The organism is Burkholderia sp. Bp8984, from assembly GCF_003853755.1.
In the GTDB taxonomy this organism is placed as follows: domain Bacteria; phylum Pseudomonadota; class Gammaproteobacteria; order Burkholderiales; family Burkholderiaceae; genus Burkholderia.
In genome coordinates this window covers 20,450-35,074 of record NZ_QTQN01000011.1, presented here as the reverse complement: position 1 = coordinate 35,074, position 14,625 = coordinate 20,450, and the positions used below count along the sequence as shown (strand labels likewise).

At 69.2% G+C, this 14,625-nt stretch carries 12 protein-coding genes; 6 read left to right on the top strand and 6 right to left on the bottom strand.

The window, feature by feature from the left end:
- The first annotated feature begins 125 nt into the window (after window positions 1-125).
- Window positions 126-902 carry a glucose 1-dehydrogenase gene (locus tag DID98_RS13710; RefSeq protein WP_124484724.1) on the top strand — a complete coding sequence of 259 codons (777 nt, stop codon included), beginning with the start codon at window positions 126-128 and terminating at the stop codon, window positions 900-902.
- Between the two features lie 523 nt (window positions 903-1,425).
- Window positions 1,426-3,291: a phosphoenolpyruvate carboxykinase (GTP) gene (locus DID98_RS13700; protein ID WP_124570849.1), complete on the top strand. Its 1,866-nt coding sequence runs from the start codon at window positions 1,426-1,428 to the stop codon at window positions 3,289-3,291.
- 139 nt (window positions 3,292-3,430) lie between these two features.
- Here the strand turns inward: DID98_RS13700 and DID98_RS13695 are convergent, their stop codons facing one another.
- The 5 genes from DID98_RS13695 to DID98_RS13675 all read right to left on the bottom strand — a co-directional run bounded on the left by DID98_RS13695 (window position 3,431) and on the right by DID98_RS13675 (window position 7,368).
- Window positions 3,431-4,336, bottom strand: a complete 906-nt coding sequence (locus tag DID98_RS13695; RefSeq protein ID WP_044844601.1) for an NAD-dependent epimerase/dehydratase family protein — start codon at window positions 4,334-4,336, stop codon at window positions 3,431-3,433.
- A gap of 78 nt (window positions 4,337-4,414) precedes the next feature.
- Window positions 4,415-5,251 (bottom strand): SDR family NAD(P)-dependent oxidoreductase, encoded by an 837-nt coding sequence (locus DID98_RS13690; protein WP_124570848.1) that lies wholly within the window; start codon window positions 5,249-5,251, stop codon window positions 4,415-4,417.
- 40 nt (window positions 5,252-5,291) lie between these two features.
- Complete coding sequence (locus DID98_RS13685; RefSeq protein ID WP_124570847.1) at window positions 5,292-6,050, bottom strand: SDR family oxidoreductase; 759 nt, start codon at window positions 6,048-6,050, stop codon at window positions 5,292-5,294.
- A 40-nt stretch (window positions 6,051-6,090) separates the two neighbouring features.
- Window positions 6,091-6,948: an SDR family NAD(P)-dependent oxidoreductase gene (locus DID98_RS13680; RefSeq protein ID WP_124484728.1), complete on the bottom strand. Its 858-nt coding sequence runs from the start codon at window positions 6,946-6,948 to the stop codon at window positions 6,091-6,093.
- A gap of 3 nt (window positions 6,949-6,951) precedes the next feature.
- The gene (locus DID98_RS13675) at window positions 6,952-7,368 is read right to left on the bottom strand and encodes a nuclear transport factor 2 family protein (protein WP_124570846.1); all 417 of its coding nucleotides are present in this window, start codon (window positions 7,366-7,368) and stop codon (window positions 6,952-6,954) included.
- A gap of 459 nt (window positions 7,369-7,827) precedes the next feature.
- Between DID98_RS13675 and DID98_RS13670 the strand changes: the two genes are divergently transcribed.
- A complete protein-coding gene (locus DID98_RS13670) occupies window positions 7,828-8,037 on the top strand; it encodes a hypothetical protein (protein ID WP_124484730.1) in 210 nt (69 codons plus the stop codon).
- A gap of 312 nt (window positions 8,038-8,349) precedes the next feature.
- Window positions 8,350-9,846 (top strand): FAD-dependent oxidoreductase, encoded by a 1,497-nt coding sequence (locus DID98_RS13665; protein ID WP_124570845.1) that lies wholly within the window; start codon window positions 8,350-8,352, stop codon window positions 9,844-9,846.
- Window positions 9,847-9,962: 116 nt separating this feature from the next.
- On the opposite strand, the gene DID98_RS13660 is transcribed toward DID98_RS13665, so the two are convergent.
- Window positions 9,963-11,627 (bottom strand): acid phosphatase, encoded by a 1,665-nt coding sequence (locus tag DID98_RS13660; RefSeq protein ID WP_124570844.1) that lies wholly within the window; start codon window positions 11,625-11,627, stop codon window positions 9,963-9,965.
- Window positions 11,628-12,044: 417 nt separating this feature from the next.
- Here DID98_RS13660 and ftsH point away from each other — a divergent pair, with 417 nt between their 5' ends.
- Together ftsH and DID98_RS13650 are read left to right on the top strand one after the other, a co-directional pair.
- Window positions 12,045-14,012: an ATP-dependent zinc metalloprotease FtsH gene (gene ftsH, locus DID98_RS13655; protein WP_124484733.1), complete on the top strand. Its 1,968-nt coding sequence runs from the start codon at window positions 12,045-12,047 to the stop codon at window positions 14,010-14,012.
- Between the two features lie 124 nt (window positions 14,013-14,136).
- Entirely contained in the window at window positions 14,137-14,604 is a 468-nt protein-coding gene (locus DID98_RS13650) for an OsmC family protein (RefSeq protein WP_124570843.1), read from the top strand.
- Window positions 14,605-14,625: the final 21 nt, after the last annotated feature.

Below are 14,625 nucleotides of genomic sequence, written 5' to 3'. Positions count from 1 at the left end.
TGATCGGCCGCGCACCGGCGTGCAGCCGGGCGTGGCGGCCAGCAAACGGAACCGGAACCGGAACCGGAACCGGAACCGGAACCGGAACCGGAACTGAAATCGAAACGAATCGAAGAGAGAACGACATGAGTCGACTGGAAGGAAAGGTAGCGATCGTCACGGGCGGCGCGCGCGGAATGGGCGCGGCGACGTGCAGGCTGTTCGTCGAAGAGGGCGCGCGCGTCGTGATCGCCGACGTGCTCGACGCGGAAGGCGAGGCGCTCGCGCGCGAGCTCGGCGACGCCGCGCGCTTCATGCGGCTCGACGTGGCCGACGAAGCAAACTGGCAACGCGTGGCCGACGCGACCGTCGAGCAGTTCGGCCGCATCGACGTGCTCGTCAACAACGCGGCGGTGCTGATGTTCGGCGCGATCACCGAGTTGTCGAAACGCGATTTCGAGCGTGCGGTGTCGATCAATCTTGTCGGCACGTTCGTCGGCATCCATACGATCGCGCCGCGCATGATCGCGCAAAAGCGCGGGTCGATCGTCAACATTTCGTCGGTGGACGGGCTGCGCGGCGTGAATGCGCTGGCCGCCTATGTCTCGAGCAAATGGGGCGTGCGCGGGCTGACGAAGGTGGCGGCGCTCGAACTCGGCCACCAGGGCGTGCGCGTGAATTCGATCCATCCCGGTGGCGTGAACACCGCGATGTCGAACCCGACCGGCGCGCCGCTCGACGAAGTCAACAAGCACTACACGCACGTGCCGCTGCAGCGTGTCGGCTTGCCTGAGGAAATCGCGCGCGCGACGCTGTTTCTCGCGAGCGACGAAGCGTCGTACTGCAACGGCGCCGAGCTGTCGGTCGACGGCGGGATGGCGGCGGGCGCGTATTACCCCGGATTGCCCGGCGCGCCGTTTTGAGCGGTAGCGTACACAACGCGTGCGCGACGGATGTTTGTGTACGCAACCTAATTCAGGGTTTGCCTGAGTAGCGAAAACGCGAATTCGGACGGCGACGGTTCGGGTGCATCGCATGCGAACGTGTCGCGCCGATTTTGCGTTTTTGCGAAACCCTTGCCGGACGGACGTTCCAGCCGTTTCGTCCCCAAAGCGTACGCGGCGGCGCAAAAAAAGGACCTGCCGGCAAGCGGCGTGCCGGCGCGTCGACACAGTTGTTTCTTGTTGCAACGCAACGCCAGCCCAATAACGGCGATGGTATGCTGGCCGATATGGAGTTGTACGGCAGGTTGCTTGCATGGCGAAACTCGCGTTCGCACACTCATACGAGACATCACATTCTCTCGCCCGCATCGCGGCATCGACACGCGCTCCGCTCGCGCGTCCCGCCTTGCGCGTCGCTTCAACCTGCGCTCCGACCGCATTCCCCATCTCGCGGGCTCGCCCCGCATCCCCCATCCCCGCCCAATAATCTGGAGACATTCCCATGTCGCAAAACTCTTTGGCCGAAGCGACGCACGGCCCGCTGATCGCTCCCCCGGCATACGTCAAACATCGCAAGCTGATCGACTGGGTATCGCGCATCGCGGCGCTGACGGAGCCCGAGCGTGTCGTCTGGTGCGACGGCTCGCAGGAAGAGAACGACGCGCTGTGCCAGGCGATGGTCGACCAGGGCACGCTCACGCGCCTGAACCCGGCGAAGCGCCCGAACTCGTATCTCGCGCAGTCCGATCCGTCCGACGTCGCGCGCGTCGAGGACCGCACCTTCATCTGCACCGAATCGCCCGACGACGTCGGCCCGACCAACAACTGGATCGCGCCGGAAGAAATGCGCGAGACGCTGAACGGCCTGTTCCGCGGCTCGATGCGCGGCCGCACGCTGTACGTCGTGCCGTTCTCGATGGGCCCGCTCGGCTCGCCGATCGCGCACGTCGGGGTCGAGCTGTCCGACAGCCCGTACGTGGTCGTGAACATGCGGATCATGACGCGCATGGGCCGCGAGGTGTATGACGTGCTCGGCGAGGACGGCGAATTCGTGCCGTGCGTGCACAGCGTCGGCCATCCGCTCGAAGCGGGCCAGAATGACGTGCCGTGGCCGTGCAACCCGGTCAAGTACATCGTGCATTTCCCCGATACGCGTGAAATCTGGAGCTTCGGCTCCGGCTATGGCGGCAACGCGCTGCTCGGCAAGAAGTGCTTCGCGCTGCGCATCGCGTCGACGATGGGCCGCGACCAGGGCTGGCTCGCCGAACACATGCTGATCCTCGGCGTGACGTCGCCGGCCGGCAAGAAGTATCACGTCGCGGCCGCGTTCCCGTCCGCGTGCGGCAAGACCAACTTCGCGATGCTGATCCCGCCGCAGGGCTTCGACGGCTGGAAGGTCACGACGATCGGCGACGACATCGCGTGGCTGAAGCCCGGCCGCGACGGGCGCCTGTATGCGATCAACCCGGAAGCCGGTTTCTTCGGCGTCGCGCCGGGCACCGGCGTGAAGACCAACCCGAATGCGATCTCGACGCTGAAGGAGAACGTGATCTTCACGAACGTCGCGCTGACGGAGGACGGCGACGTGTGGTGGGAAGGCCTGACCGACACACCGCCCGCGAAGCTGACGGACTGGCAGGGCAACCCGTGGACGCCGGAGATCGGCAAGGAAACGGGCCGCAAGGCCGCGCATCCGAACTCGCGCTTCACGGCGCCGGCATCGCAATGCCCGTCGATCGACGCGGACTGGGAGAACCCGGCCGGCGTGCCGATCGACGCGTTCATCTTCGGCGGCCGCCGCTCGACGACCGTGCCGCTCGTGACCGAGGCGCGCGACTGGGTCGAAGGCGTGTACATGGCCGCGACGATGGGCTCCGAGACGACCGCCGCCGCGGCCGGCCAGCAGGGTGTGGTGCGCCGCGACCCGTTCGCGATGCTGCCGTTCTGCGGCTACAACATGAGCGATTATTTCGCGCACTGGCTGAAGCTCGGCAAGCAGCTCGAAGGCGCGGGCGCGACGCTGCCGAAGATCTACTGCGTGAACTGGTTCCGCAAGGACGCGAACGGCAAGTTCGTGTGGCCGGGCTTCGGCGAGAACATGCGCGTGCTGAAGTGGATGCTCGATCGCCTCGAAGGCAACGGCGGCGGCGGCGAACATGCGTTCGGCGTGTCGCCGGCGTATGACGACCTGCACTGGGACGGGCTCGACTTCACGCGCGAGCAGTTCGAGGCGGTCACGTCGATGAATGCAGGCGAATGGCGCGAGGAACTGAAGCTGCATGCGGCGCTGTTCGACACGCTGAAGCTGCGTCTGCCGGCGGAGCTGACCGAGACGATGAAGAAGATCGAACAGCGTATCGGCGGCTGACGATGCGAGTCGAAGTCACGCGGTAACGACGTAACGCCGTTGCGGCACGAACGTCCCGCCGCCGGCATGCATCGCCGGTGGCGGGACGTTTTCGTTTCTGCTTCGTTTCAGCGTCGCGCGTGCAACGCCGGCCGTGCGCTTACGCGCCGCACTGCGCAACCACCTCATTCACCGCGCGCTGCACGTCGCCGCGCCGGTAGCGCAGCAGCGCGATATCGGCCGGGTCCGGCTCGTACGCCACGACGTTACCGCGCCCCGTATAGATCGCGATGTCCGGCAGCAGCGGATGCTCCTGGTCGAGCGACGGCACCGGCTGCGGATTGCCGGCCGCGCGAAAGAATGCAGCGAAGTAGTCGGCGAAGCTCAGGTTCTCGTCGCCGACGAGATAGGCCTTGCCGGATTCGCCGCGTTGCAGCGCGCCCCAGATCGCTTCCGACAGCGATTGCGTCGAGATGAAGTTGCTGCCGCCGGCCGGCCCGTACACCGGCAGCCCCGCGAGTTTCCCCTGCGCGTAGCCCGTGTACGCGGCGAACATCTCGTTGCGCAGCCCCGGCACCGAGCCGACCACGAACGGCGCATTCACGCTGCACACCGCGAACGACGGCGACGCGAGCGCGCGCACGCGTTCGTCGGCGAGATGGCGCGAGCGCACGTACGGCACCGTGTCGACGAGCGCCGGCGCGACCTGCGGATAGAAGCTGCCGACCAGCACCGCGCGCTTTACGCCGGCGTCGCGCGCGAGCGCGAAGAAGCGCGGCACCGCGTCGACGTTCGCGCGTTCCCAGTGCGCGGCTTCGTCGGTGCCGGGCGGCAGGTGGCGAATGTCGTTGCCGGCCGCGAACACGACCGCGTCGAATGGCGCGAGATCGTCGCGCGTGAAGTTGCCGGCCACGTAGTCGCGCAGCAGCACGTCGAATTGCGCGAGCGCGCTGCCCGGCGCGGGCGGCTTGCGCGCGGCGAGCGTCACGTCGTTGCCTTGCGCGCGCAGATGCAATGCGGCGTGGCCGCCGATGAGGCCGGTACCGCCGATGATCAGGATTTTCATGGTGTCTCCGGTGGCGGCGCCGCTGCGCCGCTTGAATTGAACCGATGATTGAACGGACGAATCCGTGCGGAACGTCGCTCAGAAATTGAAGCCGTTGCCGGTGACGACCGGCATGTTGGTCCAGAATCCGTTCGGATCGCGATACCAGCCGGCCGCCGCGAGTGCGCCGCCGTCGACGTGCAGCGTCGTGCCGGTGACCCATGCGGCGAGCGGGCTCGCGAGGAACAGCGCGGCGCCCGCGATGTCGCCGGCCGCACCGAAGCGCCCGAGCGGAATCCAGCGCGGGACGTGCGCGCGATGCTCGGGCGCGACCATCGCGTTGACCGGCACCTGCGGCGTCTCGGTGGTCTCCGGCGCGATCTGGTTCACGCGGATGCCGGCCGGCCCGAGTTCGAGCGCGAGGCTTTTCGTGAAGCCGGTCAGCGCGGCCTTGAACGACGCGTACACGGTGCAGTTCGGAATCGCGCGAAAGCCCTCGATCGACGACACGCCGACGATGCTGCTGCCCGCGCCGCGCTTGCGCAGCAACGACAGCATCGCGCGCGTGACGACGAACACCTGGCGCAGGTTCACGTCGAACAGCCGCGCGATGTCGTCGTCGGTATGGTCGTCGAACGGTTTCGCGATCTGCAGGAAATCGCCGACGTTGTTGACGAGCACGTCGAGCCCGCCGAAGCGGGCGTCGATCGTCCGCGCGAACGCGTCGACCTCGTCGCGGCGTGTGACGTCCACGGTGCCGACCAGCGCGTCGACGCCCGCGGCTTCGAGTGCCTGACGCACGTCCTGCGCGCGGGCGGGATCGACCTCGGCCACCACGACCCGCGCGCCCGCCGCGCCGAACGCTTGCGCGCACGCGCGGCCGATGCCCGCGCCGCCGCCGGTGACCAGCACGGTCTTGCCGGAAAAGGAAATCATCGGAACGCTACTCCTTCGAACGGAAAAGCCACGCGCCGCATCACAGCGACGCAACCAGTTGCGCGTTGTCGATCCGCAGCTCCGCGCCGTTCACGAAGCGCGATTCGTCGGATGCGAGGAACAGCACGAGATTCGCGACGTCCTGCGGATCGCACATGCGTGCCATCGGATCGTTGCCGATGCCGAGCTCGGCCGGATCGAGGCCGGGCATCAGCGCCTGCGTCATCGGTGTCCAGATGCCGTCCGGATGGATCGAGTTGCAGCGGATCCGGTAGCCGCTGCGCTTGCAGTGCACGGCGACGCTGCGCGCGAGCGCCGTTACCGCGCCTTTCGAGCCGGTGTACGCGCACATCATCGGCAGGCCGCCGAGCGCGGCGACCGACGACATCATCACGATCGAGCCCGGCGTGTCGTTGTGCTTCATCGCGCCGATCGCATACTTGCAGCCGAGAAAGTAGCCGTCCGCGTTGACACGCAGCACGCGTCGCCAGGTGTCGAGGCTCGTGTCCTCGATCGATCCGACCGGGCAGATCGCCGCGTTGTTGACGAGCACGTCGAGGCGGCCGAAGCGCTCGAGCGTCGACGCGATCGCGTGCCGCCAGCCGTCTTCGTCGGCGATGTCCTGATGGACGAAGAGCGCGGTGTCGCCGATCTCGCGCGCGAGTGCGCGGCCCGCGTCCTCGTCGATGTCGGTGAGGACCACGCGCGCGCCTTCGGCGACGAGCAGCAGCGCATCCGCGCGGCCGACCCCGCTCGCCGCGCCGGTGATCAGCGCGACCTTGTTTGCGACTCGATTCATGTCCGGTCGATTTCCTGTGACGTTGAAAGAAGGCGGGCGCTCATGCGGCGCCCGGCGCACGGCCGGCCCTGACCGCGTCGAGCGCGGCCGCGCCGTAGATCTGCGCGATGGTGGCGTCGACGCGCGGGTTGGCGCGCAGCTCGTGGCCGCCGTCGACCGCGAAGCTCTGGCCGGTGACCCAGCCCGACTCGGGGCCGGCGAGATAGCGCACCGCGTGCGCGATCGCTTCCGGCTCGCCGAGTGAGCCGAGCGGAATCTGGTCGAGGAAGCTGTCGACGAGCGCCCGGTTGTCGAACATCGGCGCGGTGGCCTCCGAGCGCGTGAGGCCCGGCCGCACCGCGTTCACGCGGATCCTCGCGCCGGCCAGTTCCTCGGCGGCCCCGCGCACCAGCGCTTCTAGCGCGGCCTTCGCGGTGCAGTACGCGGTCAGCCAGCGGAAATTGATCTGCGCGGCCGTCGACGAGATGCAGACGATCGTGCCGCCGCCGCTGTCGGCGAGCCTCGGCGCCGCGTGACGGATCGCGGCGAACGCGCTGTTCAGGTTCAGCTCGATTTCCGCGCGGAAGCTGTCGGCGTCGTGCATCAGCAGCGGCCGGAACCCGGCACCGCCGACGGTCGGCACGACGATGTCGAGCCGGCCGTCGAGCGCCCACGCGGTATCCAGCGCCGCCTGCAGGTCGCCGTCGTCGCACGCGTCGCCGGCATGGATCGCGACGCGGCTGCCGGGCAGCGTGTCGGTCAGGTGCCGCTGCGTGCGTTCGAGTGCATCGCGGCGGCGGCCCATCAGCACGACGGCCGCGCCATCGGCGGCAAGCGCGTGCGCGCAGGCCGCGCCGATGCCGCCGGCGCCGCCCGTGACGAGCGCGGTGCGGCCGGCGAGGGGAAGGGATGCGCGCATCGTTCAGCCCTCCAGCGGCAGGTCTTGCGACCAGTCGACGTGCAGCGTGCGCGCGGCGAAGCGCCACGTGCCGCCGTCGAACACGCAGCGGTCGCGATAGCGCAGCCCCCAGTCGAGCTTGCGCTTCACGCCGTCGCGCACGTACACGTGGCACGCGAGGCAGTAGGTCTCGACGTCGGCCTCACCGCCGTCGAGCGTGGCGAGCTGGTTGTGCACGTGATGCTGGGTGGTTTCGTAGCGCTCGATCACGCGCATGCCGGCGACGATCGCATCGCGGTCGTCGAAACGGAAACCGGGGCCGTCGAGCTGGGCGTCGGCGGTGAAGAGGGTGGCGAGGCGCGGCCAGTCGCGCCGGTCGACGGCCTGCGCGTAACGGCACGCGAGTTCGTACAGCGCGTGGCGGGGATTCGAATCGGTCATGCGGTACTCCCGTGAATGAACGGAAAGACTCGGCCGCGCCGCGAGCGCGGACGCGACGGCATTGCGACGTCGACCCGCAGGTTCGCATCCGGCCGCGCGATCCTCATCATCCATACGGAGCAGGGGCACGATCAGGGAAAACACCGGCGCGATGGCCGCGCATCGTCCGATGGTGCGATGCAGCGGTGAACGCGCGGCGTGCGTCCGAAGATCGCGCGCCCCGTCACGACGGGCCAAGGCACGCGGTTTTCGGATCGCGACGCCGCTGCCACCGCTCGGCGATGCTGCGGCGCAGTACGTCGCGTCAGGGCCGCTTCGCGTTTGCCCCTAGTCGAAATGGACGATGGCCGGCGGGCCGGCGCTGGCTACCGTGCAGTCATCCGGTGCGGTTGCCTGTTTGCCCGAGGCCAGTGCGCCGGACACGAACCGCGATAGCGGCCAACCGGAGGGGACACGATCATGAGACTGACGACTCGCAAGCTGTGCGTATTGGCGACGGGCGCGTTCGCGGCGATGGTGATGGCGCGATATGGCGCCGATCAGGTCCCGGCGCCGCCGTATGCGGCCGGCATCCTGCAATGTCGCTCGCTCGATGCGAACGGGCTGCCGACCGGTTGCGTGCCGATCGATCCCTCGCGCTTCGGTTTCGCCGCGTTGCGCGGCATGTGACGACGGCGTGGCCGCGTGCCGCGCCGACTCGATGTCACGTTGACGCCGTCACGATGCGACGGCGACCGGGTGGACGGCGTTCGCGCAGCGCAGTGTCGCGGCGCGGCGCGGCGCGGCGCGCTCGCGGCAGTTCGTCCGGCGTGTGCATGCCCCCGGCTTGGCTCGCCGCTGCCGCTCGATTTCCCCGTCGACGACGCGGCGTTCGCGTGCCTGCGATCGCTCGCATCGACGACGCGCCGGCCTGCCGGGCCGGCCGCGCAGCGCCCCGACCGCCGCCTTTCACCGAATCCCTTCACGCAGACCCTTGCCTCCATGTCATCCGAATATTCCCTCGCTCGCCCCCTGAATATCCGCGACGTCCATCGCTGGGACGCCGAACACGACGTCGTGATCGTCGGCTTCGGCGCGGCCGGCGCGTGCGCGGCGATCGAAGCCGCGAGCGCCGGCGCCGACACGCTGATCGTCGAGCGCGCGTCGAGCTACGGCGGCACGAGCGCGCTGTCCGGCGGCGAGATCTACCTCGGCGGCAGCGGCGGCACGCCCGCGCAGCGGCAGGCCGGCTTCAGCGACGACACCGAGGACCTGTACCGCTACCTGATGCTCGCGGGCGGCCGCGACGCCGACGAGGCGAAGGTGCGCCTCTATGCGAACGAGAGCCTCGCGCATCACGACTGGCTGGTCGCGCAGGGCGTCACGTACAAGAACACGTTCATCGCCGAACGGATCGTCGAGCCGGAAACCGACGACTGCCTGATCTGGTCGGGCAGCGAGGAGGCCTGGCCGTTCAGCGAGAGCGCGAAGCCTTGCCCGCGTGGCCACACGCCGCAATGGCCGGGCTGGGGCGGCGGGCAGATGCTGATGCGCGTGCTGGCCGAGCGCGTGCAGGCGCTCGGCGTGTCGACGCGCTACGACACGCGCGCACAGGCGCTGATCGTCGACGATGCCGGCGCGGTGCGAGGCGTCGTGCTGCGGGCGTACGGCGAGACGGCGTTCGTGCGGGCGCGCCGCGCGGTGATCCTGTGTGCGGGCGGCTTCGCGATGAACCGCGACATGGTGCGCCGGCATGCGCCGCAGTTCCTGCGCTCAGCCGAACCGATCGGCAGCCCCGGCGACGACGGCTCGGGCATCCTGCTCGGCCAGAGCGCGGGCGGCGCCGCGATCCACATGGACCAGGGTTTCGTCAGCCTGCCGTTCTACGCGCCCGAATCGCTGATCCGCGGGATCTTCGTGAACGCGCGCGGGCAGCGTTTCATCAACGAGGACGGCTATCACGGCCGCACGGGCCACCACGCGTTCCACCAGGCCGACGACCGGGTCTACCTGCTGGTCGACCAGGCGACCTACCAGGAGCCGCCGGACATCGCGCGGATCGGCATCGCGGCGGCCGGCGAGACCTGGGACGAAGTCGAGCGCGACCTGCAGATGCCGGCCGGCACGCTGACGGCGACCGTCGACGTCTACAACCGTCACGCGGCCGAAGGCGTCGATCCGCTGTTCCACAAGGCGAGGAAGTGGCTGAAGCCGCTGATCGAGCCGCCGTTCGTCGCGCTCGATTGCCGGATCGATTACGCGTTCTACCCGCATTTCACGCTGGGCGGACTCGATACGCTGCCGACCGGGCAGGTGCTCGACGCGGCGCGCATACCGGTGGCGGGCCTCTATGCGGCCGGCCGCACGACCTGCGGGCTGCCGCGCTGGGGCGCCGGGTACAGCTCGGGATTGTCGCTGGCCGATGCGACGTTCTTCGGCCGGCAGGCAGGTCGTCATGCCGCAAGTGCGGCGAGCGACGCGTTGCACGGCGTCGCGTAGCGTCGCCTGCGTGGAGCACGGATCGCAGAACGCAGAACGCACGCGGCAAAACACGACGCCCCGGGCAACCGCGTTGCACCGGGGCGTCGTCGTTTCAGCGAGGCGTCAGTCGTTCGTCAGCCGAGATCGAGCGCGTTCGTCAGATCGCCCGGCGGCGTCGCGCCGCGCGCCGCGAACGCCTTGTCGCGCGCGGCGACGCCGTCGAGCGGCGCGAGCCCGTGCACGCGGCTGATGAAGCGCAGGATCGAGTTCGTGTCGTACATCGTGTGGTCGACGTAACCCTTCTTCGCGAACGGCGAAATCACGAGCGCCGGAATCCGCGAGCCGGGGCCCCAGCGATCGCCGACCGGCGGCGCGACGTGATCCCACCAGCCGCCGTTCTCGTCGTGCGTCATCACGATCACCGTGTTCGCCCACTGCGGGCCGCGCCGGATGCGTTCGATCACGTGCGCGATGTGGCGGTCGCCGGATTCGACGTCCGCATAACCCGCGTGCATGTTCAGGTTGCCCTGCGGCTTGTAGAACGCGACGGCCGGCAGGCGGCCCGCGTCGATGTCGGCGATGAAATGATTGGTCGACGGCTCGTCGCCGAGGCCCGCATCGCGCAGGTGCTTGCGGCGCGCGTCGGTGCCCGGCGCGTAGTTCACGAAGTAGTTGAACGGCTGGTGGTGGTACTGGAAATCCGGCACCATGCCGGTGTCGCGGTGCTCGAGCGCGTACTGCCACGCGCCGCTGTACCACGCCCAGTCGACGTTCTTCTCCGACAGGCGGTCGCCGATCGTCGCATGGCCTTGCGGCGGGATCACGCGATGATCGGACGGATCCGCATACGCGGCGTTGCCCGGATCGGCCGGCGGCACGTAGCTCGGCTGATACGGCGGCGCCATCGTGTTGACGCCGTAGCCATCGGGCGTCAGCGGGCCGTCGACCGCGAACTTCGGCGGGCCGTCGAGCGCGGACGCGGGCGAATCGGCGGCGAGCGTCAGGCGCGTGCCGGCCGGATCGTCGCCGTCGACCTTCGACAGCAGCTTCGCCGCATGCGGATGCTTGTGCGCATCCGGATACATCGGCGGCTGCGCGGAAATCAGGAACATGTGGTTCAGCCACGACCCGCCGAAGGCCGCCATGAAGAAGTTGTCGCACAGCGTGTATTGCCGTGCGAGGTTCCACAGCCGCAGCGTGTCGGCGGAATTGCGGTAATGGCCCATCACGAGGCCGCCGGAATCGGCCCACGCGGCGAACTGGTCGTTGCGGCCCGCGGCGATCTGCATCTGGTTCTGGTAGAAGCGGTGCCACAGGTCGCGCGTGATCACGCCGTTCGGCAGCGGCTTGCCCTGCGCGTCTGCGATCCGGAACGGCGCGTTCGGCAGCTTGTCGATGTCGCGCTCGGCGATCGCGTAGCGCTGGCCGCCGACTTCCTGCGCCTGCGGCACGAGCCCGCCCCAGATCTTCGGCAGCACCGGCAGCGGCGTCTTGCCGTCGCGATCGAGCTGCCGCGCGTGCTCGGGTTTCACCTCGCTCAGCGGATATTGCACGCCCGGGAAATCGCCGTACAGGTTCGCGAAGCTGCGGTTCTCCGCATAGATCACGACGATGTGGCGCACCTGCCGGCGCAGCGCGTCGTCGATCCGCAGGTCGGCGGCCGAGCGCGGCGCGCTGCCCGGCGTGGTCTCGCAGCCGCCGAGCGCGACGCCCGCGCCGAGCGCGGCGAGGCCGCCGAGCATGCGGCGGCGGTCGGGATCGGCGGGAAGGTCGTCGGGGCGATCGGGGGTGTCGTTCACGTCGTGTGCTCCTCGGATGGGCGGTTGTCGTTCGATGCGCGGCAGCGTCGCACAGCCTGCCGCGACGCGCGGCGGGACGCAACGGCCGGCGTCGCGCCCGGGCGCGGGCGACGCCGGCTGTCACTAAAATGTCACGAACGCGACTATAACGCGGCCGGCGGCGTCGATGAAAGGCGTTTGTCGGACAATGCGCGACGTCCGCGCGCGAACTAGACTTGAATCACGGGCGGCGCGTTGCGGCGCGCTGCCCGCGCGAACGGCGCCCGGCGGCGCCGTCGCGGTGTCATTCATGCGACGAAACGAGGCGACGATGGCGCGGATCCATTCCGTTTGCGCGTGGCCGGCGATGCCGCGCGCCGACCGGGCGCGCGTGCACGCGTAAGCGCGCGCGTCGACGCGCGCGGCCGGCCCGATGCCATGGACAGGAAATTCGATTACGCAGGATTGCTGATCGCGGCGGGCTTCTTCGTGCTGTTCGCCGCGCAGTTGCTGATGCTGCGTCCGGCGTCGACGATGATCGCGTACAGCGACTTCCACCGGCTCGTCGCCGCGCGGCTCGTCGACGATCTCGAGATCGGACCGGCGACGATCACGGGCACGCTGACGATGCCGCAGGCCGGCACGCTGCTGCCGGCGTCCGAAGTCGCGGCCGTGAAGTCGGACGGCACGCCGCCGCGCTTCAGCACCAACCGCGTGACCGACCCGCAGCTGATCGACACGCTGACCGCCGCTGGCATCCGGTTTCACGGCGCGTCCGACACCGGCTGGATCGCGTCGCTTGCGTCGTGGCTGGTGCCGCTCGTCGCGTTCGTGTTCATCTGGAACCTGATGCTGCGCAAGCGCGGCGGGCTGCAGGATTTCACCGGGATGGGCAAGAGCCGCGCACGCGTGTACGTGCAGCAGGAAACCGGCATCACGTTCGACGACATCGCGGGCATCGACGAAGCGAAGGCCGAGCTGCAGCAGCTCGTCGCGTTCCTGCGCAACCCCGATCGCTACCAGCGGCTCGGCGGCAAGATCCCGAAGGGCGTGCTCGTCGTCGGCGCGCCCGGCACCGGCAAGACGCTGCTCGCGCGCGCGGTGGCCGGCGAGGCGGCCGTGCCGTTCTTCTCGATCAGCGGCTCGGCGTTCGTCGAGATGTTCGTCGGTGTTGGCGCGGCGCGCGTGCGCGACCTGTTCGAGCAGGCGCAGCAGAAGGCGCCGTGCATCGTGTTCGTCGACGAGCTCGACGCGCTCGGCAAGGTGCGCGGCGTCGGCCCGATGTCGGGCAACGACGAGCGCGAGCAGACGCTCAACCAGCTGCTCGTCGAGATGGACGGCTTCCAGGCCGGCTCCGGCGTGATCATCATGGCCGCGACCAACCGGCCGGAGATTCTCGATCCCGCGCTGCTGCGCCCGGGCCGCTTCGACCGTCACATCGCGATCGACCGGCCCGACGTGAACGGCCGCCGCCAGATTCTCGGCGTGCACGTGAAGCGCGTGAAGCTCGCGGCCGAGGTCGATCTCGGCGAACTCGCGTCGCGCACGCCGGGCTTCGTCGGCGCCGATCTCGCGAACGTCGTCAACGAAGCCGCGCTGCATGCGGCGGAACTCGGCAAGCCGGCGATCGGGATGGACGACTTCGACGAGGCGATCGACCGCGCGCTGACGGGCCTCGAGCGCAAGAGCCGCGTGATGAACGCGCAGGAGAAGCTGACGATCGCCTATCACGAGGCCGGCCATGCGCTTGTCGCGGAAAGCCGCGCGCATTGCGATCCGGTGAAGAAGGTGTCGATCATTCCGCGCGGCGTGGCCGCGCTCGGCTACACGCAGCAGGTGCCGACGGAGGATCGCTACGTCCTGCGCCGCAGCGAGCTGCTCGATCGGATCGATGCACTGCTCGGCGGGCGCGTCGCGGAAGAACTCGTGTTCGGCGACGTGTCGACGGGCGCGCAGAACGACCTCGAACGCGCGACCGCGATGGCGCGCCACATGGTCATGCAATACGGGATGAGCGAGAAGATCGGGCTCGTCAGCGTCGACGACGGCGAAACGCGCACCGGCATCCCGGGCGCATGGCATGCGGGCGAGGGCCGCTGCAGCGAGCACACCGCACGGATGATCGACGACGAGGTGCATACGCTGTTGACCGACGCGCATGCGCGCGTCGCGGCAACGCTCGGCGAACGCCGCGATGCGCTGGAGCGCATCGCGCGACGGCTGCTCGAGCGCGAAGTGCTCGAACGCGACGCGTTGCAGGCGCTGATCGACGGGCGCGAGGCGCCGGTCGCCGAATCTTCCCTGACCGATCGCGGGCCATGCACGAGCGCGAATGCGCCGGAGCAAGCGTCGGCGATCGAGCGCGATTTCGTCGCATACGGGCCGCCGCGCGAACCCGAACGCTGAAGCGCGGACCGCTCGCGCAGCCGGCGGGCGGCCATGATCGCGCCGCGCCTTCGCTGCAATTCGCACTTGCCGGCACGCCGTTGCGCTGGCGTTCTCTTTCCCTTTTTCGAGTCACGGAGTCGCCATGAGCGAGGCACACGTATCGGTGGATGTCGCGCAGCATGCGCGTTTCAGTTTCGAAGTCACGTTTGCCGGCACCGAGCTTTCGCCGGTGCTCACCGACGAGCCGCCGCCGCTCGGTGCCGGCCGCGGCCCGAACCCGGTCCGGCTGCTGGCCGCGGCGGTCGCGAGCTGCCTCGCGGCGAGCCTGTTGTTCGCGCTCGAGAAACAGCGCGTCGATCCGCAGCCGGTCACCGCGCATATCGACGTCGACATGGTGCAGAACGATGCGGGCAGGGTGCGCGTCGGCTCGATGGCCGTGACGCTGTCGGTCGGCAAGGCATGGGCCGATCTCGCGGCGGCGACGCGCATGCTCGACCGGTTCGATGCGTATTGCGTGGTGACCGAGAGCATGCGCGAAGGCATTCCGATCGCGGTGGCGGTGCAGGACGTGAACGGTGCGGTGCTCGACCGCGAGATGACCGGCGTGTAAGCGAGGGCAGGACCCGGCGCG

Coding starts and splice junctions, on each gene's coding strand:
- DID98_RS13685 (WP_124570847.1), bottom strand. CDS start 6,050: ATGAATCGAGTCGCAAACAAGGTCGCGCTGATCACCGGCGCGGCGAGC.
- DID98_RS13710 (WP_124484724.1), top strand. CDS start 126: ATGAGTCGACTGGAAGGAAAGGTAGCGATCGTCACGGGCGGCGCGCGC.
- DID98_RS13665 (WP_124570845.1), top strand. CDS start 8,350: ATGTCATCCGAATATTCCCTCGCTCGCCCCCTGAATATCCGCGACGTC.
- DID98_RS13675 (WP_124570846.1), bottom strand. CDS start 7,368: ATGACCGATTCGAATCCCCGCCACGCGCTGTACGAACTCGCGTGCCGT.
- DID98_RS13650 (WP_124570843.1), top strand. CDS start 14,137: ATGAGCGAGGCACACGTATCGGTGGATGTCGCGCAGCATGCGCGTTTC.
- DID98_RS13700 (WP_124570849.1), top strand. CDS start 1,426: ATGTCGCAAAACTCTTTGGCCGAAGCGACGCACGGCCCGCTGATCGCT.
- ftsH (WP_124484733.1), top strand. CDS start 12,045: ATGGACAGGAAATTCGATTACGCAGGATTGCTGATCGCGGCGGGCTTC.
- DID98_RS13680 (WP_124484728.1), bottom strand. CDS start 6,948: ATGCGCGCATCCCTTCCCCTCGCCGGCCGCACCGCGCTCGTCACGGGC.
- DID98_RS13690 (WP_124570848.1), bottom strand. CDS start 5,251: ATGATTTCCTTTTCCGGCAAGACCGTGCTGGTCACCGGCGGCGGCGCG.
- DID98_RS13670 (WP_124484730.1), top strand. CDS start 7,828: ATGAGACTGACGACTCGCAAGCTGTGCGTATTGGCGACGGGCGCGTTC.
- DID98_RS13695 (WP_044844601.1), bottom strand. CDS start 4,336: ATGAAAATCCTGATCATCGGCGGTACCGGCCTCATCGGCGGCCACGCC.